The sequence below is a fragment of the Microcella alkaliphila genome (assembly GCF_004216855.1).
Classification (GTDB): domain Bacteria; phylum Actinomycetota; class Actinomycetes; order Actinomycetales; family Microbacteriaceae; genus Microcella; species Microcella alkaliphila.
In genome coordinates this window covers 81,794-106,421 of sequence record NZ_SGXT01000014.1, presented here as the reverse complement: position 1 = coordinate 106,421, position 24,628 = coordinate 81,794, and the positions used below count along the sequence as shown (strand labels likewise).

The following is a 24,628-nucleotide window of genomic DNA, read 5'->3' as shown; positions in this document are numbered from 1 at the left end:
GCCCAGCGCAGGGGCGGGAGGGCGCGTGGGGTTGCGCAATCGCGCCGCGGGTGTAACGATCGTTCCGTAGTGGAATGCGTTTTCCCACTCTGTCACGGTTCCGGCCCGACATCGACGGCGGCTGGCGCGGCAGAGTGTCGACGGGGAACGCGGATCCCGCCACGCCGTCCTTAGTCAACGACGTCTCAAGGAGTTTTTTCGTGGATTCCCCCGTTTCCCGCCCCCCGCGTGGCACCGCCCTTCGCGCCCGATTCCGGCGAACAGCCGGTCTCGCGACCGCGGTCGTGGTCGCCGCCTCCCTCGCCATCGCGGCTCCCGCGTCGGCAACCGATCCCGAGCTTCCGACCATCCGGCTCGATGCCGGCCCCAGTAATCAAGCCGTCGCACCCGGCTTCCAGCCGCTCGATCGCACGATGGCGTACACCGCCGAGCGCGGCTATGGATTCGTGACGACCAGCGGCCTCGACGACCGCAATCGCGGTGTACAGCCGGGCGAACTCGGTGCCATGACCGGTGACTTCGTCATTTCGGGCGCGCCCTTCGAGGTTCGCATTGACCTTCCCGACGGTTCCTACGACCTGCGCACCTGGAGCGGTGACACCATCGCCTCGAGTAACACGAGCTTCGCCATCGACGGCGTCGACCTCGGTGGCGGACAGGTTTCATCCGGCCTCGTGGCCGAGGTCAACCGGGGCTCGATCGTGGCGGAGGGCGGGCACGTCATCGTGCGCATCTCGGGCAACTCGATTCGCCTGAACGGCCTCGAATTCGCCCCGACGGCTCCGCCCGTCGAGGACGACGGCGAGTTCGGCGGGCTGCTGCTCGACGCGGGCCCGGTGGGTGCCCCGGTGGCGCCCGGCTGGACGGCGCTTGATCGCTCGATGACGTACTCCGCCGAGCGCGGATTTGGCTTCGCCAACGTCTCGGGCCTGAACGACCGCCTCCGCGGCGCCGAACCCGGCGAGCTGGGCGACATGATCCGCGACTTCATCATCTCGGGTGCCGCTTTCGAGCTTCTCGTTGACGTGCCGAACGGCACCTACGACGTGCGCACTTGGAGCGGCGACACGATCGCCTCCAGTCAGACGACCTTCGCCTTCGAGGGCCAGCAGAGCAGCAACGGCAACGCGGCCTCCGGCTTCGTGACCGAAGTCGACCACGGCTCGGTGACGGTGACCGACGGTCAACTCAACGTGCTCATCGGCGGCAACTCGTCACGCTTCAACGGCATCTCGATCATTCCGACCCTGCTGGCCCCCACGGGCCTCGCGGTCACGAGCATCGACCTCAGCACTGACCCCTCGAGCGTCACGCTCGGCTGGGACGCCGCTGACGACGTGACGTACCGCGTGCTGCGCACCGGCGAGGGCGACGCCCGCGCCACGGTGCTCGGCGAGACGGCCGAGCCGAGCTTCACCGACTCGACCGCGCGCCTTGGCCGCGACTACCGCTACGCCGTCGTCGCGCTGTCGGAGGACGGCCGCCAGTCGGTTCCGTCGGAGGAACTGCTCGTCGGCCTCATCGACCCCGATACGGATGCGCCCGCCGCCCCCAGTGGGCTGGCCGTCACCGACATCGACAAGAACCTCGTCGAGCTGTCGTGGGCGCCGGTCGAGGGTGCGCGCTACTACCTCGTGCAGCGCGCGCCGCGCGCGGACGCGCCGTTCCTCACGATCGGTGAGAGTGCATCCGCCTCGTATTCCGACACCGACATCTTGACGACGCTGTCGTTCTTCTACCGCGTGATCGCGGTCAACGAGGGCGGATCGTCCGAGGCGTCCGCGGTGCTGCAGTCAGAGGCGGCAACGGTGCTTCAGCGCCAGACCGAGTACCTCGATCGCTCGCCGGCGGCCCTGCCCGTGGACGAGGGCGTCCTCGTCTCGTGGCGACTGCTCGGCACCGACGATCCTGATCTCGGCTTCCACGTCTACCGAGACGGCGTGAAGATCACGGATGCGCCGATCACCGACTCGACGAACCTGCTGGACCCAGACGGCGCGGCCGATTCCACGTACCTCGTCACGAGCATCCGCGGCGACCGCGAGGTCACGGAGACGGACGCCTTCGGGGTGTGGGACGAGACGTACTTCCCCATTCCGCTGAACAAGCCTGAGGGCGGAACGGTGCCCGGCGGGCAGCAATTCACGTACTCGGCCGGTGACGCCACCGTCGCCGACCTGACGGGTGACGGAAAGTACGAGTTCATCCTCATGTGGGCGCCGTCGAACGAGCGCGACAACTCGCAGAGCGGGTACACGGGCAACGTGCTCATCGACGCCTACACGATGGAGGGCGAGCAGCTGTGGCGCATCGACATGGGCCGCAACATCCGGGCCGGTGCGCATTACACGATGCTGCAGGCCTTCGACTACGACGGCGACGGCAAGGCCGAACTCGTGCTGAAGACCGCTGACGCGACCGTCGACGGGCAGGGTGTCGTCATCGGCAACCCCGACGCCGACTTCCGCAACAGCGGTGGGTACATCCTGAGCGGCCCCGAGTTCCTCACCCTGTTCGACGGTGAGACCGGTGGCGCGCTGCACACGATCGACTACACGCCGCCGCGCGGCAACGTCGGCTCGTGGGGTGACACCTACGGTAACCGGGTCGACCGGTTCCTTGCCGGAACCGCGTACCTCGACGGAGAGACGCCCAGCGTCATCTTCAGCCGCGGCTACTACACGCGCACGGTGCTTGCCGCCTACGACGTGGTCGACAAGCAGCTCGTCGAGCGCTGGGTGATCGACTCGGACACGACGCCGGGGGCTGCCGCGCTGTACGGCCAGGGCAACCACCAGCTGTCGATCGCCGATGTCGATGGCGACGGCCGGGACGAGATCATCTTCGGCCAGGCGACGGTCAACCACGACGGCACCCTGCTCTACAGCACGGGGCTCGGGCACGGTGATGCCCTGCACGTGGGCAACCTGATTCCCGACCGCGAGGGCCTCGAGGTCTTCGGTGCGCACGAGAGCATGGGCGAGTCGGGCAACCGCGGCGCCACGATGCGCGACGCTGCGACCGGCGAGATCATTTGGGCGATCCCGGCGACCCGCGACACGGGTCGCGCGGCCGCGGCCGACATCGACCCGCGGTTCCCCGGAGCCGAGGGCTGGGCGATCGGCGGCGACGGCTCGTTCAACACGACGGTCGGGCAGCTGCGCGCGTCGGATGGCTCGCTCATCTCGAACACCATCCCGGCGGCGAACTTCGTCGCGTGGTGGACGGGGGACACCCTGCGCGAGATCGTCGACCACGACTGGGATGCCGCGAGCCGCACCGGCGTGCCCGTCATCTCGAAGTGGAACTGGGAGACCGAACAGGTTGACGAGGTCTTCCGCGCCGAGGGCACGTTCGCGAACAACGGTACGAAGGGCACCCCGGTGATCCAGGCCGACCTGTTCGGCGACTGGCGTGAAGAGATCGTGTGGCGCGATGAAGACAGCACCGAGCTGCGCATCTACGCGACGCCGTACGTGACCGACACGCGCATCCACACCCTCATGCACGACTCGCAGTACCGTCTGGCGGTGGCCTGGCAGAACGTCAGCTACAACCAGCCGCCGCACCCGAGCTTCTTCATCGGGCACGACATGGAGCGCCCGGCGATGCCGCCGGTCGCGATTGTGGGCGGGCCGACGGCGGAGGCCGATGAGTCGGCGCCGGTCATCACGGGCGTGCAGGATGCTCTGCTCGCGGAGTCGGCGACGCTCGATCTCGACGTGGTCGCCACCGACCCGGAGTCGGGCGTGCGGACCGTCGAGGTGACCTTCGACGGCGAGCGTGTCGCTGCCGATGCGAGCATTGCGCTGGACGGCCTCGTCGGCGAGCGCGAGCTGGTGGTCACTGCGGTGAACAACCAGGGGCTCACGTCGACCGTGTCGGCGACGATCACGGTCTTCGCCGACGAGGGCGCGACGGTCGCCCCGGCGCGCGGAAACCTGTCGACGACGAGCGGCTGGGACTACGGCCTCGCTGACGGTCACTTCGCCGTGATGATGAATCTGTGGTGGGGCGAGAACGGCAGCGTGTATCGCCTCTATCAGGATGGCGAGCTCATCGATCAGCAACTGCTGACGCCGAATTCGCCGAACGCGCAGCTCGCGTCGACCCGCATCAGCGGATTGCCGAACGGGCGCTACGTGTTCACGGGCGAGCTGATCAACGCCGCGGGGGTGACGGCCACCACCTCGGTCACCGTCGTCGTTCGTGACGCTGCGCCGGGCGTGCCCGTCGTCAGTCACACGAACCACAACGGCAAGGCCTCGACGTACACGGTGACGACGAACCTGTGGTGGGGAACCAACGCGACGTCGTACCGGCTGCTCGAGAACGGCGATGTCGTCGACGAGCAGGAGCTTGTCGCGCAGACGCCGCTCGCGCAGAGCGTCTCGTTCGTCGCGGAGGATCGCGCGCCCGGCACGTACACATACGTCGCCGAGTTCGTGAACGCGGCGGGGGTCACCGAGAGCCGACCGGTCACCGTGCGCGTCCGGTAGCCATCGACTCGGGATGCGCGGGGCGCGGTCGTTTTCGAACGGTCGCGCCCCGTTCGCTGCCGCCCCCGCATCGCGGCGGCGTGCACCGCGTGTCGGCCGCTACGCGCGGCGCGGCGTGGAGGCGCGCAGGACGACGTCGCCACCGATCGTGACGGTGGCGACGCTCGTGCGCTGGTCGGCGGTCAGCGCCAGGTGGATCGCTTCTGCTCCGACGTCGGCGAGCGGTAGGCGCACCGTCGTGAGCGCGGGGGTGACGTCGCGTGCGGTGTCGATGTCATCAAAACCCGCGATGGCGATGTCGTCGGGGACGCTCACCCCTCGATCGCGCAGGCGCGAGAGGGCGCCGATCGCCATCACGTCGTTGACGGCGAAGACGCAGTCGATGTCATCGATTCCGTCGTCGAGCATGGCGTCGACGGCGGCGATTCCGCCGTCGCGGGTGAAGTCGGTGCGGTAGACGCGGTCGTCATCGAGCGCGAGCCCGAACTCGCCGAGCCCGTCGCGAAAGCCCTGCAGGCGGTCGCTCGACGTCAGCAGCGAGCTGACGCCGGTGAAGGCCGCGAACCGGCGGTATCCCTGGTCGACGAGGGCGCGGGCGAGGTCCCGAGCGCCCGCAAGGTTGTCGATCTGTACCGTGTCGAAGGGCAGCGAGCGCTGCGACACGATGACGACCGTGCCGCCGGTTTCTTCGTAGGCGGTGAGTTCTTTGACGAGGGAGGCTTCCAGTTCGGTGCCGGCGAATCGTGAGCCGGTCAGCACGAGCACCCGCGGGCGTCCGCCGCGCAGGGCGCGGACGAGCTCGAGTTCGCGCTCGGCGCTGCGCTCGGTCATCGCCATCGTGACCAGCAGTCGTGCCTCTTCGGCACCGCGAATGACGCCGGAGGCCATGGTTGAGAAGTAGGGGTCGGCGATGTCGCTGACCACGAGGGCGACGGTTGACGCGCTGCCCTTCGCGATGGCCTGCGCCGACTGGTTCGCGACGTAGCCGAGCTTGTCGGCGGCCAGCAGGACGCGCTGGCGCAGTTCCTCGTTGACCTTGCGCGTACTGCCGTTGATCGAGCGCGAGGCGGTGGCGAGCGACACCCCTGCCTCGCGCGCGACATCGTGCAGTGTCGCGGCACTGGTGCGCGTCGCCTCGGTCACGGGGTGCCCTCTCGTTCGGGAAAAGTTTTCCCGTCGGGGCAGACTTTACACAGCCGGTGGCGGGCAGGCGGGCCAGGCTTGCCTTGACGGAGCGTCTTGGATAACGTTTTCCCAGCGCGCCAGGCGAGCGCCGACACCCCCAACGACGAGAGTGAACGAATGCGATACCGCACGACGATCATCGGCACTGGCGCGATCGCCCACGCCCACGCCGACGCGGTGGCGGCCCATGCCGAGCGATTCGAGCTGGTCGCCGTGTGCGACCTCGACGCCGAGCGCGGGCGAGAATTCGCCGACCGGCACCGCGCATCCGCCGTCTTCGACGACGCCGAGCGGATGATCGCGGAGACGCGCCCCGATTTCGTGCAGATCTGCACGCCCCCCGGCTCGCACGTGCCGCTCATGATCGCGGCGCTACGGGCCGGCGCGGTGCCGATCGTCGAGAAGCCGCCGGCACTCAGCCTCGCCGAGCTCGACGAGGTCATCGCGGTCGAGCGGGAGACCGGGCTGGCCGCGATCGGCGTCTTCCAGCAGCGCTTCGGGTCGGGCGCCGACACGCTCGCGGCGATGATGGCCGAAGGTGTGCTGGGTCGGCCGCTCGTCGCCACCTGCGAAACCCTCTGGTATCGAGACGCTGACTACTTCGCCGTGCCCTGGCGCGGTACCTGGCAGAGCGAGGGCGGCGGGCCGACGATGGGGCACGGTATCCACCAGCTGTCGACCCTGCTGGGGCTGCTCGGCCCCTGGAGCGACGTGCGGGCGGTGGCCCGGCGGCAGTCGCGCCCGACCGAGACCGAAGACGTGTCGGCGGCGCTCGTCACGTTCGCGTCGGGAGCCGTCGCGACGGTGGTCAACTCGCTCATCTCTCCCCGGGAAACCAGCAGGGTGCGCATCGACTTTGAGCACGCGACCGCCGAACTCGAGCACCTCTACGGGTACACGCGTGACGCGTGGCGTTTCACCCCGGCGCCGGACTCGCCGCACCTCGCCGAGCGGTGGGCCGCCGACACCACGCACCACGAGAGCAGCCACACGGCGCAATTCGCCGACGTGCTCGACGCCCTCGACGCCGGTCGGCCCGCGCCGGTCACGATGGCCGACGCGCGCGAGCTGCTCGACCTCGCGGCGGCGACGTACAAGTCGGCCTTCACCGGAGCGACCGTCGCGGCCGGCGAGATCGGCCCCGGCGACCCGTTCTACACGTCGATGCGCGGAACCGGCGCTCCGTGGGAGACCCCGTGAGCTTTACCCTCGCCTCCACCGCCGGAGCGCTGACGATCACGCACTCGGCGGCGCCCGCGCCGCTGGCCACCTACGTGTACGCGCCCACGACACCGGCCCTCGAGTCGCCGAAGCCATACCTGCATCCGTTGCGCACCCTCGCCGGACGGGAGGTCACCCTCTTTCGCCCGCACGACCATGTCTGGCACAAAGGCATCGCATGGGCGCTGCCGAACGTCGGCGAGCTGAACTTCTGGGGCGGGCCCACCTACGTGCACGGCCGCGGCTACGTGCAGCTCGACAACAACGGTCGGGCCGAGCACGCCGGGTTCCACTCGGCGGCCGTCTCGCCGTCGCGCGACGGAATCGACATCGACGAATCGCTGCACTGGTCGGCGCCCTCCGGTGTGCCCGTCATCGACGAGCGGCGCCGTCTGCGGGCCGCCCTCGGCGACGACTGCTGGATGCTCGTCATCGACACCGAGATGACGAACGTCTCAGACGCCCCACTCGCCTTCGGCTCGCCGACGACGAAGGGGCGCGAGAACGCCGGCTACGGCGGCCTGTTCTGGCGCGGGCCGCGCTCGTTCACCGACGGTGTGGTGCGCTCGGCGGCGGGCGACGGTGGTGACGAGGTGCGCGGCAGCCGCCACCCCTGGCTCGGCTTCACGGGTCGATTCGACGAGGTCGACGCCTCCGCCACCGTTCTGATCGTCGACGACCGCGACAACCCGCGCCACCCGCCCCAGTGGTTCGCGCGGTCCGAGCAGTTCGCGTGCCTCAACCCCGCGCCCTTCTTCAGCGACGAATTCGAACTGCCCGCGGGCGGGGCGGTGCGTTTTTGGTACGCGGTCGTGATCGCGGACGGTCATGAGCATCCCGAGGGGGCGGCGCAGCTCGCCGATCAGGCGACGCGCCTTCTCGATCGGCTGCGCCGCGACGACGCGGGAGGTGCCGCGTGACGGTGCCGTTCCCGGGGGGCACCGCTGTCAGTCGCCTCCGCGTCTACGATTCGCCGGCCGCCGCCGACGGCGTGCGCGGTGGTACGCCCCACCTGCATCTCGTGTCGACCGAGGCGTACCTCGTGACGGCGGGCACGGGGCGCCTCGAGACGATCACGCGCGAGGGCTTCGCCTCCACGGCGCTCTCGCCGGGAAAGGTGGTGTGGTTCGCGCCCGGCACCGTGCATCGCGCCGTGACCGATGGTGACCTCGAGCTGTTCGTGCTCATGGCGAACGCCGGACTGCCCGAGGCCGGCGACGCCGTCATCAGCTTTCCCATTGACGTGCTGGACGACGCGGACGCGTACGACCGCGCGTCCGCGCTTCCCTCGACAGATGCCCGCGACGCCCACTCGGTGCGGGCCGCCGCCGCACGCCGCGATCGGGCCGTCGACGGATTTCTCGCGCTGCGCCGGGCGGCGGAAGCGGGTCAGGGCGAGCTCTTGGAGCGGACGTACCGCGCCGCGGCGCGGCTGTGCCAGGGGCGCACCGCGCAATGGCGTGAACTGCTCGACGAACGGGTGCTGGCCGAAGCTCACCGCGTCGAGCGCCTGCGTTCCGCCATCGCATCGGGAGTCGTCGACCAACTCGGCAATGCCGCCCCCACCGTCGGAGACACGCTCGCCTCAGAGCGGCTGGGGATGTGCGGCGTTCTGCAGAGCTACGCACAGCGATGACGCGCGCGCAGCCGCTGCCCTACCGCGATCCGGTGTTCGACGGCCCGACCGACCCGGTCGTCGTGCGCGAGCGCGATGGCGCGCTCGTCATGCTGTATACGCAGCGCCGCGCCACGGTTCCCGGGCCGGGGGTCGCGTGGGTGCACGGCTCCCACGTTGGCCGTGCCGTGTCGTTTGACGACGGCGCGACGTGGGCGTACGACGGGGTGCTCGAGGGGCTGCGTCTGGCGGGCGACGATCCCGAGATGACCTTCTGGGCCCCCGCCGTGGTGCGCATGGCGGGGCGCTGGCGCCTCTTCGTCTCCGTCATCCGGGGGATCCCCGACCGGTGGGAGGGGCACGAGCGGGTCATCCGCGACTATGCGACCGATGACCTTCGCCGCGGCAGTCTCACGGGGGGCGGCGAGCTCGTACTGTCATCACGCGCCGTGATCGACGCCGCCGTCGCGCGGTGCCCCGACGGGCTGTGGCGCCTCTGGTACAAGGACGAGGTGCATGACTCGACGACCTGGGTCGCCGAGAGCGTCGACGGTTCGTCGTGGCGGGTCGCCGGCTGCGCGATTCCGGGTCGCCCGCACGAGGGCCCCAGCGTCTTCCCTCTCGGCGGCTGGTGGTGGATGCTCGTCGACGAGTGGCGCGGAATGGGCGTCTATCGGTCGACCGATGGTGTGGCGTGGACGCGGCAGGGCGATGAGGGCGCGGTGATCCTCGCGGAGCCGGGCGCGCATCCGCTCGACCGCACGGTCGGGCGGCACGGCGAGGTGCTGGTCGAGGGTGATTCGGCGCGTCTGTTCTACTTCACTCACCCCTTCTGGGACGGCTCGGAGGTCGCGGACGCTGCGGCGCGGGATGCGCGCATCAGCGCCGTCCACGAGGCCCGACTCGAGGTGGTTGGCGACCGCCTGCTGTGCCACCGCGCGCCGCGATGAGCAGCGTCGGGTACGCTCGCAATTGAATCGTTAGAATGCTCGGCCGCCCGCGGGTTTCGCCCTCATTCGTGCCTCGCCGCGAGACCGTGGCGTGCCAGTGGAGAGGGCTTTGACCAGGGATTTCTCTAGGAGAGATAGCGATCGAGGGGGGTCGGATGGTTGCGCGTGACACCTGCCACGAGGGCGCCCGCCACGCCGGGAAACGTATTCCCACTTGACCGCCCCCAGGCCGTCGGCTACTCTCTGGGAAACGCTTTCCCAAAGCGAACCCCGCACCAGGAACACAACGACGTTTCCGAAAGGACAAAGATGTTCACCACCCGCAAGCGCTCCGTCTTCGGCGGAGCAGCGATCATTGCGAGCGCGGCGCTCGTGCTCGGCGCGTGCGCCTCGGGCGACAACGGCGCCACTCCCGGCGAGCCGGTCGACCCGACGGTCGAAGAGGTCACCCTCAACTTCGCCTTCTGGGGCAACGATGTGCGTGCCGGCTTCTACAACGAGGCTCTCGACGCGTTCATGGACGAGTACCCGAACATCACGGTCAACTCGACCTTCCTCGGCTTCCCCGAGTTCTGGGAGGCTCGCCAGATCGAGGCCGCCGGCGGTGGCCTGCCCGACGTGATGCAGTTCGACTACTCGTACATGCGGCAATACTCCGAGAACGGCCTGCTGCTCGACCTCGGCCCCTACCTCGGCGACATCATCGACACCTCGGGCATCAGTGACGAGATCCTGTCGATCGGTGTCGTCGGTGGCGTGACCACCGGCATCGCCACCTCCACCAACGCGTGGGGCATGTACACGAACCCGATCCTTGCCGAGCAGCTGGGTGTCGAGTCGTACCCGGGCGGCGGCAGCTGGGACGACTACAACGACTGGATCAACGAGGTCTCGGGCCAGCTCGACGGCCACTGGGGCGGCACCGACTGGACGGGCCGTATCCAGAACTTCGAGATTCAGCTGCGCGCAGAAGGCGGCAACCTCTTCACCGAAGACGGTCAGCCCGGCTTCGACGAGGCTCGCCTCCTCGAGTTCTGGCAGCAGGGCGAGGCCATTCGCAACGGGGGCGCAATCCCCGGCCAGCGCCTGGAAGAAATCGCCCCGGTTTCGGGCTTCGACGCGGCCCTCACGCTCACCGAGCTCACATGGGACAACTTCGGCGCCGGGTACCTCGGCAACCTCGGCGAGCCTTACACCTCGTTGGGTCTGGTCGAACCGCCCGTCCACGTCGAGGGCGCGCGCGACCTCTACCTGAAGCCCTCGATGCTGCACACCATCTCGGCGGGCACCGACCACCCCGAGGCGGCCGCGCTGCTCGTGAACTTCCTCGTCAACAGCCCTGAGGTGGGGTCGATCTTCGGCACCAACCGTGGACTGCCCGCCTCGCAGACGCAGCTTGCGGGCGCCAACCTCGGTGAGCTCGACGCACAAATCCGCGACTACGAGGCGTCGATCGCCGACCGCCTCGGCGACGCGCCCCCGGTGCCGATCGTCGGCTACGGTTCGATCGAAGAGACGTTCCGCCAGATCGGCGCAGAGCTCGGGCTCGGAACCATCACGCCTGAGCAGGCGGTCGAGCGGTTCTTCACCGAGATGAACGTCATCCTCAACAACTAAGACGACTCGTCGTCATCCACCGGTTCGACTCGATACACGCAACGGAGAGATCGTGACTTCAACGATTCCGCAGGCGACCGAAACGTCGCACGCTGCAGGTCTCGCGTCGTCCGCCGCCCGCTCGGCGAAAAGCCGGGCGGGCGGCCCCGGTGGGCCTCGCAAACGCCACCGCATGGCGGCCCGGGAAAACCGAGCCGGCTACGCCTTCCTCGCACCCTGGCTAATCGGCTTCTTCGCCCTCACCATCGGGCCGATGGCGTACTCGTTGTACCTCTCGTTCACGCGTTACAACATCTTCTCCGACCCACAGTGGATCGGATTCGACAACTACATTCGCCTCTTCACGCAAGACTCGGTCTACCTGCAGTCGGTGCAGGTCACCGCGATCTACGTCTTCGTCGGCGTCCCCATCAAGCTCATGGCCGCGCTGGGCATCGCCATGCTGCTCAACTACACAACGTGGGCGACCGGCTTCTTCCGCTCGTCGTTCTACGCTCCGTCGCTCATCGGCGCCAGTGTCTCCGTCGCGATCGTCTGGCGGGCCATGTTCATGACCGATGGCCCCGTTGACTCGGGGCTCTCGTTCCTCGGCATCAACATCGGCGGCTGGGTCGGCAACGTCGCCCTCGTGCTACCCATGATGATTCTCTTGGCGGTGTGGCAGTTCGGCGCCCCGATGGTGATCTTCCTCGCCGGCCTCAAGCAGGTGCCGCGCGAGCTCTATGAGGCTGCCGAGGTCGACGGCGCCGGCCCCTGGCGCAAGTTCCGCAGCGTCACGTTGCCGATGCTCTCGCCGGTCATCTTCTTCAACCTGCTGCTCGAGACCATCAACGCCTTCCAGGTGTTCGCCTCGGCGTTCATCATCTCGAACGGCTCGGGCGGCCCCGCCGGTCAGACGAACTTCTACACGCTGTACCTCTACCAGCGCGCGTTCCGCGACCTGCAGCTCGGGTACGCCTCCGCGATGGCGTGGGTTCTGCTCGTCGTCGTCGCCATCATCGCCTTCATCCTCTTCCGCTCGCAGAAGAAGTGGGTGCACTACGCAGGAGACGACAACCGATGACCGCCGTCATGCGCGAGCCGCTCGACACGACCTCGCTGCGCACCGCTACCGGGCCGAACTTGAACATCGAGCGCGGCAACCACCGCCTGCGCCGACGCATCGTGCGCATCATCTGGGGCGTCGTGCTCGTCGTCCTGACCGCGATCATCCTGTACCCGCTCGTCTGGTTGTTCGTGTCGACGTTCAAGCCGTCGAGCGAGTTTGGCCAGAACCCGGGCCTGATTCCGAACAATCCCACGATCGACAACTACATCAAGGTCGTTGACGGCATCGCGGGCGTGCCGCTGTGGCGGTTCTTCGCGAACTCGATCTTCATCGCGGTCATGGCTGTCATCGGCACGCTGTTCTCATCGGCGCTCGCGGCGTACGCGTTCGCCCGCATCCGCTTCAAGTTCGTCGGAGTCTTCTTCGCCGCGATGATCGGAACGCTGCTCTTGCCGTTCCACGTCATCATCATTCCGCAGTACATCATCTTCCAGCGGCTCGACCTCATCGACACCTACGTGCCTCTTCTCATCGGCAAGTTCCTCGCGACCGAGGCGTTCTTCGTCTTCCTGATCGTGCAGTTCATCCGCGGCATTCCTCGCGAAATGGATGAGGCCGCTCGCATCGACGGTGCCGGCCACGCGCGCACCTTCGTGTCGATCATCCTGCCGCTCATCAAGCCGGCCTTGATCACGAGCGCGATCTTCTCGTTCATCTGGACATGGAATGACTTCCTGGGCCCGCTGCTGTACGTGAACTCGCCCGAGAAGTATCCGCTGCCCGTCGCGCTGCGGCTCTACAACGACACCACGAGCACCTCCGACTACGGCGCCACGGTGGCCGTCTCGTTCCTCGCGCTCGTGCCGATCCTGCTGTTCTTCATCGTCTTCCAGCGCTTCCTGGTCGACGGTGTCGCAACACAGGGCCTCAAGGGGTAGCGTCCCGGCATGGTTTCCCGCGACGACGCAGCGCGCCGCCGCCGCGCAGAACGCGCCGAACGCTCGGGCAGCGGTCCGGCCCGCGAGGGCTGGCAACCGCCCGCCTGGCCGGGGGCGTCTCAGGGGTTCGCGCTGTTCGGCGAGGTCATGCTGATGGGCATTCTCGTGACGCTGCTCGCGCTGCCCGTCGTGACCTTTCCGGCGGCGCTCGCCGCGAGCATCCGCCACATGCGTCGCTTTCTTGCCGCGCGCGAATCGGGGCTGGCGTCATTCTGGCGTGACGTGTGGGCGGGGCTCGGCGGCAGCGCCCTCCTCGCGCTCGGTGCGAGCGTCATCGTCGTCGTCCTGCTGATCGACATCGACCTGGCTCGCTCGGGCTTCCTGCCCGGCGGCTTCCTCATCGAGGCGGTCGGCTGGGCCGGCTTCGCGGCCCTCGCCATCGGGATGCTCAGCGCGGCTCGCGCGTGGACCCCCGAGATCGGCTGGCGCGGCGCCCTTCGCGCGGTGCCGGCTGACGTCCGCGGAGACCCGGTCGGGGCCGTGTACCTGCTCGTGATTGCGGCCTTCGCGGCGATCGTCACGTGGCAGCTGCTGCCGCTCGTCATTCCGGCGCTGGGATGCGTCGTGTTCGCCACCGTGGCCGCCCCCGAGCGGCCGCGCCGACGCTGAAAGGCGCCCCTCGTGCACTACGGAGCCGACTACAACCCCGAGCAGTGGCCAGAAGAGATCTGGCCCGAGGACGTCGCGCGCATGCGCGAGGCGGGCGTGACGATGGTGAGCGTCGGCATCTTCTCGTGGGCGCGCATCCAGCCTGCCGAGGGTGTGTTCGATTTCGAGTGGCTCGATCGCGTCATCGGCCTGCTGCACGACGCCGGTATCCGCGTCGACCTCGCGACCGCGACAGCGTCACCCCCGCCGTGGGCGGGTCTCGCGTACCCGGGGCTGCTGGCCGCCGACGAGGACGGCGCGCCGTACTGGCACGGCAGCCGACAGCACTACGCGCCCTCCTCGCCCGACTACCGGCGACTGGCAGGCGAACTCGTCCGACGCCTCGCAGAACGTTACGCCGAGCATCCGGCGATCGAACTGTGGCACGTCAATAACGAGTACGGCTGCCACCTGCCGGTCGACTACTCCGACGCCGCGCGTGACGCGTTTCGACGCTGGCTGCGCGGGCGCTACGACGACATCGACGCGCTGAACGCTGCGTGGGGAACGATGTTCTGGGCGCAGGCCTACGCCTCGTTCGACGAGGTCATGCCGCCGAAGAAGGCGCCGTATAGCCACAACCCCGGTCAGCTGCTCGACTACCAGCGCTTCACGAGCGACATGTGGCTTGAGTGCTACCTGATGGAGCGCGACATCATTCGCGCCGCCGGCGCCACCCAGCCGATCACGACGAACTTCATGGGCCCGTTCAAGCCCGCCAACTACGCACAGTGGGCACCGCACCTCGACGTCATCAGCGACGACAGCTACCCCGACCCGAACGACCCCGACAGCTTCCGCGACGCCGCCTTCCAGCGTGATCTCGTGCGCTCGCTGAAGCCCGATGTGCCGTGGATCCTCATGGAGCAGGCCACGAACGCGGTCAACTGGCGCCCGTCAAACGCCCCGAAGCAGCCCGGTCAGATGGCCGCCCTCAGCTGGCAGTGCGTCGGCCGCGGGGCCGACGGCGTGATGTTCTTCCAGTGGCGTCAGTCTCGCGCCGGCGCCGAGAAGTTTCACGCGGCGATGCTGCCGCAGGCCGGCACCGACACGCGGGTCTGGCGAGAGGTCACCGCCCTCGGCGAGGCGTTCGCGCAGCTTCCTGCGCTGTCGGCCGGCCCCACGGATGCACGGGTCGCGCTCGTCATGGACTGGGAGAACTGGTGGGCGCTCGAGGCCCCCGACCACCCGGTCGCCCTCGAGTACCTGCCGGTGCTGCACCGGTCGCACGCGGCCCTGCACCGTCGCCACGTGCAGGTCGACGTCGTGCCGCCGTCGGGCGTGCGCGACCATCACGCGCTCGCGATCGCCCCGCTGCTGTACCTGTTGCGCGACGACGATGCGACCCACCTCGCCGGCTGGGTCGAGCGCGGAGGCCACCTGCTCACGGGCCCCTTCACCGACGTGGTCGATGAGCACGACCGCTTCCGCCCCGGCGGGTTCACCACTCAGTGGCGCGACATGCTCGGCGCTGAGGTGCTCGAGTTCAATGCCCTCGTCGATCCCGGGGCCGCCGAGGGCGAGCCGGGCGCGCGCGAGGCCCGCTTTGCCGGGGTCGACGCGCTGACTCTCGCCGGCGCCGGCCACTATTTCGCCGAAGAGCTGCGCGTGCACGACGCGACCGTCGAGGCACACTTCACCGACGGGCATGTCGCCGGAGGGCCGGCGCTCACGGCGCGGCAGCACGGTGCCGGGGTCGCGCGCTACCTCGCGACCGTGCCCGACGAGGCGGGAGTGCGCGCGGTCGTCGACCACGTCCTCGCGGAGGCGGGCGTGCATCCCGTCGTTGCGGGCCTGCCCGACTATGTCGAGGTGATGCGCCGCGGCGACCTTGTGACGGTGATCAACCAGTCGTCGATCGGGGTCGCCGTCGAGCTGCCCGGCCGCGACTTTCTCACCGACGAGCCGGTGGGTGCCGTCGAGCTGCCCGGCTTCGGCGTGCAGCTGCTGCGCCACCCCGCGCGGTGAGGCCTGCTGCGCCACCCCGCCGCGCGCTGGCCGGGCGTGAGTTGCGTGTTGTGGTTGCCTCAGTCGCCGCGACACCGCCACAACGCGCAACTCACCACTGCGCGGCGCCGCCGCACGCTCGTAGGGGCGGGTCGACGGGGGCGCGGCGGGCGGAGGTGGTGACGCGATGACCCGCATCGTCATCGCGCCCGACTCGTTCAAGGGCACGATCGACGCGGCGGACGTGGCCGCGGCGCTCGCCGCCGGCTGGCGCAGCGTGCGCGCCGACGACACCGTGGTCGCGGCGCCGATGGCGGACGGCGGTGAGGGCACCCTCGACGCGATCGCGGCCGCAACGCCCGGGGCGAGGCGCGTGCCCGTGACGGTCACCGGCCCCGACGACCGGCCCGTCGACACGCACTGGTTGCTGCTGCCCGACGGCACGGGCGTCGTCGAGCTCGCGCTTACGTCGGGCATCACCCTGCTCGACGAGCTCGCGCCGCGCACCGCCCACACGCTCGGCGTTGGCGAGGCGATCGCCGCCGCGCTCGACCACGGCGTCACGCGCATGCTGGTCGCGATCGGCGGAAGCGCGTCCACCGACGGCGGCGCCGGGATGCTCGCCGCGCTCGGCGCCCGCTTCGCACCCGTCGAAGGCGGTCACCCCCGCGGCCCCGCCGACGTTTCTCTCATCGAGGGCGTTGACCCCTCTGAGCTGCGGGCGCTGCCACCTGGCGGGGTCGTCGCGCTGACCGACGTCGACTCGCCGCTCACGGGCGAGCGCGGCGCGGCTGCGGTGTTCGGCCCGCAGAAGGGGCTCGCCCCCGTCGACGTGTCGTGGGTCGACGCGGCGCTCGCACGATTTGCCGGGCTGCTCGGCGCCGACCCGGCCACGCCGGGTGCGGGGGCCGCCGGCGGCACCGGGTTCGCCCTGGTCGCCTGGGGCGCATCCCTGCAGTCGGGTGCCGTTGCCGTCGCCGATGCGATCGGGCTCGGTGCGGCGCTCGCCGGCGCCGACCTGGTCATCACGGGCGAGGGCCGCTTCGACGGCCAGACGGCGGCGGGCAAGGTCGCCCACGAGGTGGCGCGCCGCGCCGACACGGTCGGCACGCCCCGCGCCCTCGTCGCGGGGGCGATCGCGGCCGAGCCGCGCGGCTTCGCCGCCGCGGTGTCGCTGACCGACCTGGCCGGCGCCGCGCAGGCGGCGATGGCCGACCCGGCCCGCTGGCTGCACGCGGCCGGCGCCCAGCTCGCTCAGAGTGTCACGCCGCATGACGCTCGGTAACGGCTCGTGTCACGACGTGTCGTATCTGGTCGCGGTGTGACAGGCCCGGTGGCGGTAGCGAGCGGAGTCCCCAAAAACTGGTCTCATGACTATCAGCTCACCGCACACCGTGATCGCGTCCACCGCCAACCCCGCCGCGGCCCGAGCCCCTCGCATCGTTGGCGTGAGCGGCAGCCCGACCAGCCCGTCGCGCACGACAGCGCTGGTCGACCACGTGGCGAGGGTCTTGGCCGACACCGTCGGCGGTGAGGTTGAGGTCATCGCGCTTGGTCCACTACTCGGAGAGCTCGGCGAGCACCCATACCGCGACGGACTCGGAGTAAATGCTCGGGCTGCCCTAGACACCGTTGAGGCAGCCGACATTCTCATCGTCGGCTCACCGGCCTACCGCGCTACTTTTACCGGCTTGTTCAAGCTTTTCTTTGATCACGTCGCTCAGTACGCGCTCGTGGACACGCCGGTCGTCCTCACCGCCACGGGAGGAAGCGAACGTCACGCTCTGCTCGTCGAACACCAGATGCGCCCGCTATTCGGGTTCTTTCAGGCGCTCACTCTTCCCCTGGGCATCTACGCGAGCGAGGCCGACTTCACCGACTATCGGGTCAGCTCACACGAACTCGATGAACGCATCGAGATGGCCGTCCGCCGAGCAACGCCCCTCTTGCGCTCGCAACTCGGACTCGAGGTTTCCCGCGATGTCTCTCGGCCCGCCTGGGCGTAGTACGCAACCCCGCGTGCGCGAGGGCTTCGACTCAGCGGCCACGATCACGTTGTCGGCGGTCGAGCCGCCGACGCCCGTTCGACTCGATCTCAGTCGACACGCCGTCGTGCGGGGCCACACGGTGATCCCGTTGTCGGTTCGTGAGGTCGAAGCGCTGGCTTTGCTCGCCGCGGAGCCTGGTCGGGTCGTCCGACGGTCAGAACTGACCACCACAATTTGGGGTGATGATCCGCCTTCCGGTGCCCGTGCCCTCGACATGGTGATTCGCCGCATTCGCGAGAAGCTCGGGCCCGGGGGCGATGCCATCCGTTCTGTTCGTGGCGCCGGCTTTGTTCTCGTCTCTCACCCTTCGCTCGAGGTGACGACGCGTCCGGCCTAACGGCGACACGCGAATGTCAGAGGTTCGCACCGCCTCGGTACCGCGCGGCAGTATGCGCCTCGGGAATGCGGTCCCCAGCGCCGAACAACACGTCGCGAAGGCTGCGCGGCTCAGCGGGTCGCTCGAGGATCCGCCCACGCTTTCTCAGTTCGGGCACCACGAGCTCGGCGAAATCTCGCGCCGTATCGAAGGAGTGGTACTGCCGGAGGTTGATTCCGTCGACGCCGTCCTCATCGAGCCAGCGCTCGATCTCGTCCGCGACGACGGACGGCGTTCCTGCCACAAAGAAGCGCCCTTCGCGGCCACCGCGGAGGGCGTCGAGCGCCTCGCCGACCGTGCTCTTCGGGTTCGCGTACGGGATGGTGGTCGACGGCACACCCGCGGCTGCCGCGGCACGCTCCACCGTCCACTCGCGTGGGTAGGCGGTGAGGTCGATCGGCGAACTCGCGTGCGCCAGTATGCCTCGCACACTCGTCCGTTCCTGGTAGAGCCGCCATTTGTCCGACGCCTCTTCTTCCGTCCGGCCAACGACGACGCCCGCCTGAACGAGGAATCGAACGGCGTCCTCGCCCCGTCCTTCAGTGTGCGCGGCCTCGCGAATGGCGCCAGCCGTGCGTCGGAAGTCATCGGCGGTGCGGCCGCCAGTGAAGACCACCTCGGCATGCTTTCCCGCAAACGCGACGCCGGCGGGCGATCCGGTCGCCTGATAGAGAACAGGAGTGCGCTGTCGGGACGGTGCAGCGAGGTGCGGCCCGGCGACGCTGTGGCGCGGCCCCTCGTGGTTGATGTAGCGAACCTTCGTGGGGTCGGCGAATACGCCGGTATCGCGGTCGGCGACGATCGCGTCGTCGTCCCACGAACCCTCCCAGAGCTTGTAGACGACGTCGAGGAATTCGTGGGCGATCGCGTACCGCTCGTCGTGCGGAATCTCGTCGCGAAGGCCGAAGTTGCGAGCCGCGTTAGGCAGGTATGAGGTGACGATGTTCCACCCGATTCGCCCATTCGTGAGGTGGTCGAGAGTCGACATCCGGCGGGCAAAGGGGAACGGGGGCTCGTAGGTCGTGGCGAAGGTGACCCCGAACCCGAGGTGGCGAGTCGCCGCGGCCATCACCGGTACGACGAGAAGAGGGTCGTTTGACGGCAGCTGGAGGCCCTCCTCTGCCGCCGCACTGAAGTCGCCGCCGAAAACGTCGTACGCGCCGATCACGTCGGCTAGGAACACACCGTCGAACCCGCCGTCTTCCAGAAGCTCAGCCAATTCAGTCCAATACCCAATGTCGGCGTACCGTTCGCGATTGTTGCCCGGCAGTGCCCACAGCCCGTGGGTGATGTGGCTCACCGTATTCATCTCGAAGAGGTTGAGGATGAGCTTCTTGCGTTCGGTCATGACTGCTTTCCGGTGAGGGTGTCGGGTAGGGCCTTCGTCGACGAGCCGCGGCTACGCATCGCCGCTCGTCCACCATCCGACCAGATCGGATCCGGTGAGGAGGTGAGCGCCGAGAGCGCGCGCCTTGTAGCGTGCGGGATTGTGGGAGGCGAGTGTGCGCGCGTTCCGCCAGTGTCGATCGAGGCCACGGTCACGATCGAGGGCGGATGCCCCTCCCACCTCGAACAGGCGGCTTGCAGCATCGAGAACCGCGGGGACGATCACGAGTTGCGCCTTCGTGACATGCGTCTCAGAGGCGCAGATGGCCGCGTCGCGGTCGGCCTCGCCTGAGTCACTCGACAACGATGATGCGCTCGTCTCGAGGACGCTCGCCGCGAGGGTGAGCGCCGCGTCCGCGCGGTAGGCGAGCGCCGATAGCTCGCCGATCACCTCCTGCACGAGCGGATCGTCGGCGGCGCGCGGGGCGCTCGCGTGACTGTAGGTGCGGGTGCGAGCGGTGACGTAGGCAACGGCGTCGTCAACGACGGCTCGCCCGATTCCGACCAGCGTTGCGAGAAGAACGAGTTGAACGAACGCCGGCCCGTCGGTGGGCGCCTCCCTCACCCCGCTGACCCGCTCTGGCTCGACGACCACGTCGGTGAACACAGTCGTTCCGCTGCCCGTCACGCGTTGACCGAAGCCGTTCCAGTCGTCGACACGCTCGACGCCCGATCGCGTGGTCGGCACGAGCACGCTCACCGGCTGCCCGTCACGTTCGGCCAGCACCGAAACGAGATCGGCGAAGAGTGTGCCCGTGCTGTAGAACTTGCGCCCCGACAGTCGCGGGCCAGCCGCGGTATCGCTAAGCGTCGTCTTCTCGGCATCCGGCCCGCCACGGTCGAAGGTGGCATTGCCGTGGATCGCCCCGTCGGCGACGAGACGAAGTCGCTCGGTCTTGGTCGCGCCGTCGGGCATCAGCAGGGTGCGGTCGATAAACGAAAAGTGGGAACGGAACAGCTGTGCGAGATTCGAGTCGCTGCGCGCCAGCTCGGCGAGTGTCTCGAACAGCTCACTTCTGCTCGCTCCGCGACCGCCGTACTCTCTCGGCAGGGTGAGGCGTGTGAAGCCGGCGTCGCGCAGCGCGTCGACCTCCGCGAAGGGCAGGATGCGATCCCGATCCCGGCGCGCGGCGTCTCGTCCGATCGCATCGAACACGTCGCGCAGAGCGGGTGATACGACGCTCATGGGTGACCGCCGACCCGCTCGCGGCCCTGCGAAATGGCCGAGGCATCGCGCGCGCGATCGCCCAGCGATCGCTCCGCCAGGGCGTCGAGGCTCGCGCGCACGGTGGGCGGAATCGCGACCGTGAGGCTGTCCAGATTCTCTCGCAGCCGGCGGCTTCGGCGCGTGCCCGGGATCGGCGTGACGGGAATCGCGAGCTCTCGCGCGCGCTCGCGCACCCAGGCCAGTGCGAGTTGACTCGGAGTGACCGACAGTCGCGCGGCAAGCTCGGCCACCGTTCGCGCGAGGCCCTGGTTGGTGGGTAGCGCGTCGTCATCGAAGCGCGGGAATGCTCGTCGTAGGTCATCGTCAGGAATGTCGACGTCAGCGTTCGCGAGGAGTCCGCGACCGAGCGGTGCGTAGGCGACGAAGCCGACGCCGAGCTCTCGGGCGGTGGGGATCACCTGTGCCTCGACATCTCGGCTGATCAGCGACCACTCGCTCTGTACGGCGGCGATGGGATGCACGGTGTGCGCTCGGCGCAGCTCTTCGCCCGTGACCTCACTAACCCCAAGGTGTCGCACGAGCCCCTGTCGCACTAGCTCGGCCATGGCGCCGATCGTGTCCTCAATCGGCACCGTGGGGTCAAGCCGGTGGTAGTAGTACAGGTCGATGTGATCGACGCCGAGTCGCCCGAGGCTCGCGCGCGCCGCAGTGGCGACGTACTCCGGGTCTCCGATGAATCGTCGCTCGTCGACGGAGCCGGGCGGCGCGAAACCGAACTTCGTCGCCAGCTCGACCTCGTGGTGGCGCCTGCGCACGGTGCGCCCGACGAGCAATTCGTTGTGGCCGGCTCCGTACACATCCGCCGTGTCGATGAGGCGCACGCCCGCATCGATCGCCGCGTCGAGAACGTGTTCCGATTCCTCGTCGTCTGCCGGGCCGTAGGTGCCCGACAGCGACATACATCCGAATCCGAGCGCGGAGGTGATGAGGCCATCGCCGAGGGCGACCATGGGCACTGTGCTCATCGGCCGGGTGTCTTCCAGTCGGGGCGGGTGCCCGTCAGTTCCCACTGCCCGATTGCCCGGGTTCGCTGCGCCACCGGATTGTGCGACGCGATGGTGCGCACGTTTCGCCAGTGCCGGTCGAGGGCGTGCCGCACGCTGACCGCGGAGGCCCCGCCCACTTCGAAGAGCCGCGTTGTCGCATCCAAGACAATGTCGGGAACGACGCGTTGCAGACGGTAGACGTCCCACTGCAGCTCTTGGAGCCCGTCACGGTCGTATCCCGCATCGATGATCTCGTCGAGGTCACCGACGGCCGACAGCACGAGGCGCCGCGCGGCGCTGGCGGCGCCGCTCACCTCACCCACCACGTGCTGCACGAGTGGGTCTTCCCGCGGGAGGGTCTCGCCGGCGAAGCCGAAGGTTCGGCGACGGGGCACGACGTACGCGACGAGGTCATCGTGCGCGCGTTGAGCGATCCCCGCGATCGTCGCCAGCAGTGAGAGCTGAAACACGCTGCCGAGAAGCGGCCAGAGTGCCGCGTCGTCGTCTTCCCGATTCACCTCGGCGTGGTCAACGTCGGCGTTGGCGAAGCGGGTCGTCCCGCTGCCTGTCAACAACTGACCGAAACCGTCCCAGTCGTCGACAGACTCGACGCCGTCTTGGGCTGTGGCGACGGTCACCGCGACGCGTTCATCACCGTCGAGAGCCGCAAGGTGAATCCAGTCGGCGTAGATGCTCCCCGTCGTGTAGTACTTCGTTCCCGTCAGGGTGAGGGTCGAGCCCTGTCGGGTGAGCACCGTATCGAGCCGTGCCGTGTCATGGCGCTCGGACTGGGCGTTGCCGATCACATCACCCGCGACGAGGCGCGGGTACCAGCGGGCGGCGTCGACGCCGCGATACCGAAGCTTCTCGACGAAGGCGATGTGCCCCCGCCACAGGTGCCCGAGGCTAGCGTCGGCACGAGCGATGTCGATCTGGTGCGCGATCACCTGGCGAAGGCTGGACCCCGCGCCGCCGAACTCGGTGGGTACACGGAGACTGCCGAACCCTGCATCGGCGAGCGCCCGAACTTCGTGGTGGAGAAGGCGGCGTTCGCGTTCGCGTTCGGCCTGTCCGTCGCGCAGTGCCGCGAGTGTCGCCGCCAGGTCGGTGGTCGTGGTGCTGGTCATGCGTGCATCACCCGGCGCGAGATCCAATTTCCGAGCAACTGCGCCGACTGCACGAGCACGATCAGGATGAGCACGATGACCCCGACGACGAACCAGTCGAAACGCTGATAGCCGTAGGTGATGGCGAGGTGTCCCAGACCGCCGCCTCCAACGACGCCCGCAACGGCGGTCGCATCGACGAGCGCGACGAAGATATAGGTCAGCCCGAGCACGAGTGGGCCAAGCGCCTCGGGAATGACGATGGTGAAGAGCACCCGCGCGGGGCTTGCACCCATGGCCGCCCCCGCTTCGACCGCGCCCGGATCGACCGCAACGAGATTCGACTCCGAGATGCGCGCGATCGCCACACTGGCGACGAGAACGAGCGGCACGGTCGCTGCGAGCGGCCCGATGCTTGTTCCCACGATGAGTCGGGTGAACGGGATGATCGACACCGCCACGATCAGGAACGGCACCGGTCGGATGATGTTGATGACGGCATTCAGGACGCCGAACACGACCCGATTCTCCAGCAGGTTGCCAGGCCTCGACGCGTAGAGGAGCAGGCCCAGCCCGACGCCGAGGATTCCAGCCAGCAGGAAGGACACACTGACCATCAACCCGGTCTCGGCGAGCGCCTGCCAGATGCGGGGGATAAGTGCGGTGAAGTAGGCCTCATCCATGCGGCACCTCCGTCACGGACACCGTGCGCGCGAGGTCCCGAATCGCTGCATCCACGGCACGGTCGTCGCCCGAAAGCTCGACGATCAGGCTTCCGAACAGTTTCGCCGCGATCTCACTGACTCCGCCGAACACAACAGTTGCGTCGACGCCGTGCTCGCGTGAGATGCGTGAGAGGTAGGGGTCGCTCGCGTCGGGGTTGTCAATGGCAATCTGCACGAGACGGCCGGAGTGGGTGCGGCGTATCCGGTCGAGGGTTTCGTCACTCGGCACGTGTTGAAGCACGGACGAGACGAACCGGCGCGTCGTCGGATGCTCGGGCCGGGAGAAGACGCGATACGCCGTTCCATGCTCCACAACTTCACCGCGTTCCATGACGGCGACGCGGTCGGCGATGGACCGCACGACGTCGATCTCGTGGGTGACGAGCGCGATGGTGATGCCGTATTCGGCGTTCGTTCGCTTCAAGAGCTCGAGCACCTCCGCGGTGGTGTCGGGGTCGAGAGCGCTCGTCGCTTCATCGGAGATGAGAACGTCCGGCCGATTTGCCAGTGCGCGGGCGATTCCGACCCGCTGCTTCTGGCCGCCAGACAGGCGCGACGGATAGGCGAAAGCTTTGTCCGAGAGACCGACGAACTCGAGCAGTTCCTCCACGCGGTCGACGACCTCGGGTTTGGCGACGCCGGCGAGCGCGAGCGGGTACGCGATGTTCGCGAAGACGGTGCGGGACTGTAGGAGGTTGAACTGCTGGAAGATCATTCCGATGCGCTGGCGGGCCTGGTAGAGCGCGCGGCCGCGCAGGGCAGAGATCTCGTGGCCGTTCACGAACACGCTTCCCGAGGTGGGACGTTCGAGGGCGTTGACGGTGCGCAGAAGGGTGGACTTGCCGGCTCCCGAGTAGCCCACGATTCCGAAGATGTCGCCGCGGGGAATGCTCAGCGACACATTCGTCAGTGCGGAGAACGACGTACGACGGGTCACGAAGGTTTTCGACACGTCGCGGAATTCGATTGCTGTGGTCACGGGAGGCGCCTTCACGGTGGCCGTGGCCGGGAGACCTGAGGTCTCCCGGCCACGGATGAGGATGCT

20 protein-coding genes are annotated in these 24,628 nt (G+C 68.6%); 13 read left to right on the top strand and 7 right to left on the bottom strand.

The genetic code is table 11. The annotated features are described in order from the left end of the window. Window positions 1–200 precede the first annotated feature (200 nt). A complete protein-coding gene (locus EV140_RS06200; RefSeq protein WP_130282143.1) occupies window positions 201–4,499 on the top strand; it encodes a rhamnogalacturonan lyase family protein in 4,299 nt (1,432 codons plus the stop codon). Between the two features lie 99 nt (window positions 4,500–4,598). Here the strand turns inward: EV140_RS06200 and EV140_RS06195 are convergent, their stop codons facing one another. After that, window positions 4,599–5,642 (bottom strand): LacI family DNA-binding transcriptional regulator, encoded by a 1,044-nt coding sequence (locus EV140_RS06195; protein ID WP_130282141.1) that lies wholly within the window; start codon window positions 5,640–5,642, stop codon window positions 4,599–4,601. A gap of 96 nt (window positions 5,643–5,738) precedes the next feature. On the opposite strand from EV140_RS06195, the gene EV140_RS06190 reads away from it, so the two are divergent. The 12 genes from EV140_RS06190 to EV140_RS06135 all read left to right on the top strand — a co-directional run bounded on the left by EV140_RS06190 (window position 5,739) and on the right by EV140_RS06135 (window position 18,113). Then, window positions 5,739–6,884: a Gfo/Idh/MocA family protein gene (locus EV140_RS06190; RefSeq protein WP_241971326.1), complete on the top strand. Its 1,146-nt coding sequence runs from the start codon at window positions 5,739–5,741 to the stop codon at window positions 6,882–6,884. After that, window positions 6,881–7,825 (top strand): DUF6807 domain-containing protein, encoded by a 945-nt coding sequence (locus EV140_RS06185; protein WP_130282139.1) that lies wholly within the window; start codon window positions 6,881–6,883, stop codon window positions 7,823–7,825. Before EV140_RS06190 ends, EV140_RS06185 begins: the two co-directional genes overlap by 4 nt. Further along, complete coding sequence (locus tag EV140_RS06180) at window positions 7,822–8,541, top strand: cupin domain-containing protein (protein ID WP_130282137.1); 720 nt, start codon at window positions 7,822–7,824, stop codon at window positions 8,539–8,541. Before EV140_RS06185 ends, EV140_RS06180 begins: the two co-directional genes overlap by 4 nt. Continuing rightward, a complete protein-coding gene (locus EV140_RS06175; RefSeq protein WP_130282135.1) occupies window positions 8,538–9,470 on the top strand; it encodes a glycoside hydrolase family protein in 933 nt (310 codons plus the stop codon). Before EV140_RS06180 ends, EV140_RS06175 begins: the two co-directional genes overlap by 4 nt. Before the next feature lie 309 nt (window positions 9,471–9,779). Further along, a complete protein-coding gene (locus tag EV140_RS06170) occupies window positions 9,780–11,087 on the top strand; it encodes an ABC transporter substrate-binding protein (RefSeq protein WP_130282133.1) in 1,308 nt (435 codons plus the stop codon). Between the two features lie 172 nt (window positions 11,088–11,259). Continuing rightward, on the top strand, window positions 11,260–12,150 hold the full coding sequence (locus EV140_RS06165) for a carbohydrate ABC transporter permease (protein ID WP_130282131.1): 891 nt from the start codon (window positions 11,260–11,262) through the stop codon (window positions 12,148–12,150). After that, on the top strand, window positions 12,147–13,073 hold the full coding sequence (locus tag EV140_RS06160; RefSeq protein WP_130282129.1) for a carbohydrate ABC transporter permease: 927 nt from the start codon (window positions 12,147–12,149) through the stop codon (window positions 13,071–13,073). Before EV140_RS06165 ends, EV140_RS06160 begins: the two co-directional genes overlap by 4 nt. Before the next feature lie 9 nt (window positions 13,074–13,082). Then, window positions 13,083–13,742 carry a hypothetical protein gene (locus tag EV140_RS06155; protein ID WP_130282127.1) on the top strand — a complete coding sequence of 220 codons (660 nt, stop codon included), beginning with the start codon at window positions 13,083–13,085 and terminating at the stop codon, window positions 13,740–13,742. Between the two features lie 12 nt (window positions 13,743–13,754). Further along, window positions 13,755–15,749 (top strand): beta-galactosidase, encoded by a 1,995-nt coding sequence (locus EV140_RS06150; RefSeq protein ID WP_130282125.1) that lies wholly within the window; start codon window positions 13,755–13,757, stop codon window positions 15,747–15,749. Window positions 15,750–15,915: 166 nt separating this feature from the next. Continuing rightward, complete coding sequence (locus EV140_RS06145) at window positions 15,916–17,013, top strand: glycerate kinase (protein ID WP_130282123.1); 1,098 nt, start codon at window positions 15,916–15,918, stop codon at window positions 17,011–17,013. A gap of 85 nt (window positions 17,014–17,098) precedes the next feature. Continuing rightward, on the top strand, window positions 17,099–17,734 hold the full coding sequence (gene msuE, locus EV140_RS06140; RefSeq protein WP_096423077.1) for an FMN reductase: 636 nt from the start codon (window positions 17,099–17,101) through the stop codon (window positions 17,732–17,734). A 13-nt stretch (window positions 17,735–17,747) separates the two neighbouring features. Beyond that, window positions 17,748–18,113: a winged helix-turn-helix domain-containing protein gene (locus EV140_RS06135; protein WP_157985617.1), complete on the top strand. Its 366-nt coding sequence runs from the start codon at window positions 17,748–17,750 to the stop codon at window positions 18,111–18,113. A 16-nt stretch (window positions 18,114–18,129) separates the two neighbouring features. Here the strand turns inward: EV140_RS06135 and EV140_RS06130 are convergent, their stop codons facing one another. Genes EV140_RS06130 through EV140_RS06105 form a run of 6 tightly spaced genes read right to left on the bottom strand, consistent with a single transcriptional unit; the run spans window position 18,130 to window position 24,562 of the window. After that, complete coding sequence (locus tag EV140_RS06130) at window positions 18,130–19,500, bottom strand: NtaA/DmoA family FMN-dependent monooxygenase (RefSeq protein ID WP_130282119.1); 1,371 nt, start codon at window positions 19,498–19,500, stop codon at window positions 18,130–18,132. 51 nt (window positions 19,501–19,551) lie between these two features. Further along, window positions 19,552–20,724: an acyl-CoA dehydrogenase family protein gene (locus EV140_RS06125; RefSeq protein WP_130282117.1), complete on the bottom strand. Its 1,173-nt coding sequence runs from the start codon at window positions 20,722–20,724 to the stop codon at window positions 19,552–19,554. Then, window positions 20,721–21,731, bottom strand: a complete 1,011-nt coding sequence (locus tag EV140_RS06120) for an aldo/keto reductase (protein ID WP_130282115.1) — start codon at window positions 21,729–21,731, stop codon at window positions 20,721–20,723. The genes EV140_RS06125 and EV140_RS06120 overlap by 4 nt, the downstream gene beginning before the upstream one ends. Continuing rightward, on the bottom strand, window positions 21,728–22,879 hold the full coding sequence (locus tag EV140_RS06115) for an acyl-CoA dehydrogenase family protein (protein ID WP_130282113.1): 1,152 nt from the start codon (window positions 22,877–22,879) through the stop codon (window positions 21,728–21,730). Before EV140_RS06115 ends, EV140_RS06120 begins: the two co-directional genes overlap by 4 nt. After that, window positions 22,876–23,541: a methionine ABC transporter permease gene (locus EV140_RS06110; protein WP_130282111.1), complete on the bottom strand. Its 666-nt coding sequence runs from the start codon at window positions 23,539–23,541 to the stop codon at window positions 22,876–22,878. Before EV140_RS06110 ends, EV140_RS06115 begins: the two co-directional genes overlap by 4 nt. After that, window positions 23,534–24,562, bottom strand: a complete 1,029-nt coding sequence (locus EV140_RS06105) for a methionine ABC transporter ATP-binding protein (protein WP_130282109.1) — start codon at window positions 24,560–24,562, stop codon at window positions 23,534–23,536. The genes EV140_RS06110 and EV140_RS06105 overlap by 8 nt, the downstream gene beginning before the upstream one ends. Window positions 24,563–24,628 lie beyond the last annotated feature (66 nt).

Coding starts and splice junctions, on each gene's coding strand:
- EV140_RS06110 (WP_130282111.1), bottom strand. CDS start 23,541: ATGGATGAGGCCTACTTCACCGCACTTATCCCCCGCATCTGGCAGGCG.
- EV140_RS06145 (WP_130282123.1), top strand. CDS start 15,916: ATGACCCGCATCGTCATCGCGCCCGACTCGTTCAAGGGCACGATCGAC.
- EV140_RS06155 (WP_130282127.1), top strand. CDS start 13,083: ATGGTTTCCCGCGACGACGCAGCGCGCCGCCGCCGCGCAGAACGCGCC.
- EV140_RS06170 (WP_130282133.1), top strand. CDS start 9,780: ATGTTCACCACCCGCAAGCGCTCCGTCTTCGGCGGAGCAGCGATCATT.
- msuE (WP_096423077.1), top strand. CDS start 17,099: ATGACTATCAGCTCACCGCACACCGTGATCGCGTCCACCGCCAACCCC.
- EV140_RS06115 (WP_130282113.1), bottom strand. CDS start 22,879: ATGACCAGCACCACGACCACCGACCTGGCGGCGACACTCGCGGCACTG.
- EV140_RS06120 (WP_130282115.1), bottom strand. CDS start 21,731: ATGAGCACAGTGCCCATGGTCGCCCTCGGCGATGGCCTCATCACCTCC.
- EV140_RS06165 (WP_130282131.1), top strand. CDS start 11,260: ATGGCGGCCCGGGAAAACCGAGCCGGCTACGCCTTCCTCGCACCCTGG.
- EV140_RS06175 (WP_130282135.1), top strand. CDS start 8,538: ATGACGCGCGCGCAGCCGCTGCCCTACCGCGATCCGGTGTTCGACGGC.
- EV140_RS06160 (WP_130282129.1), top strand. CDS start 12,147: ATGACCGCCGTCATGCGCGAGCCGCTCGACACGACCTCGCTGCGCACC.
- EV140_RS06130 (WP_130282119.1), bottom strand. CDS start 19,500: ATGACCGAACGCAAGAAGCTCATCCTCAACCTCTTCGAGATGAATACG.
- EV140_RS06125 (WP_130282117.1), bottom strand. CDS start 20,724: ATGAGCGTCGTATCACCCGCTCTGCGCGACGTGTTCGATGCGATCGGA.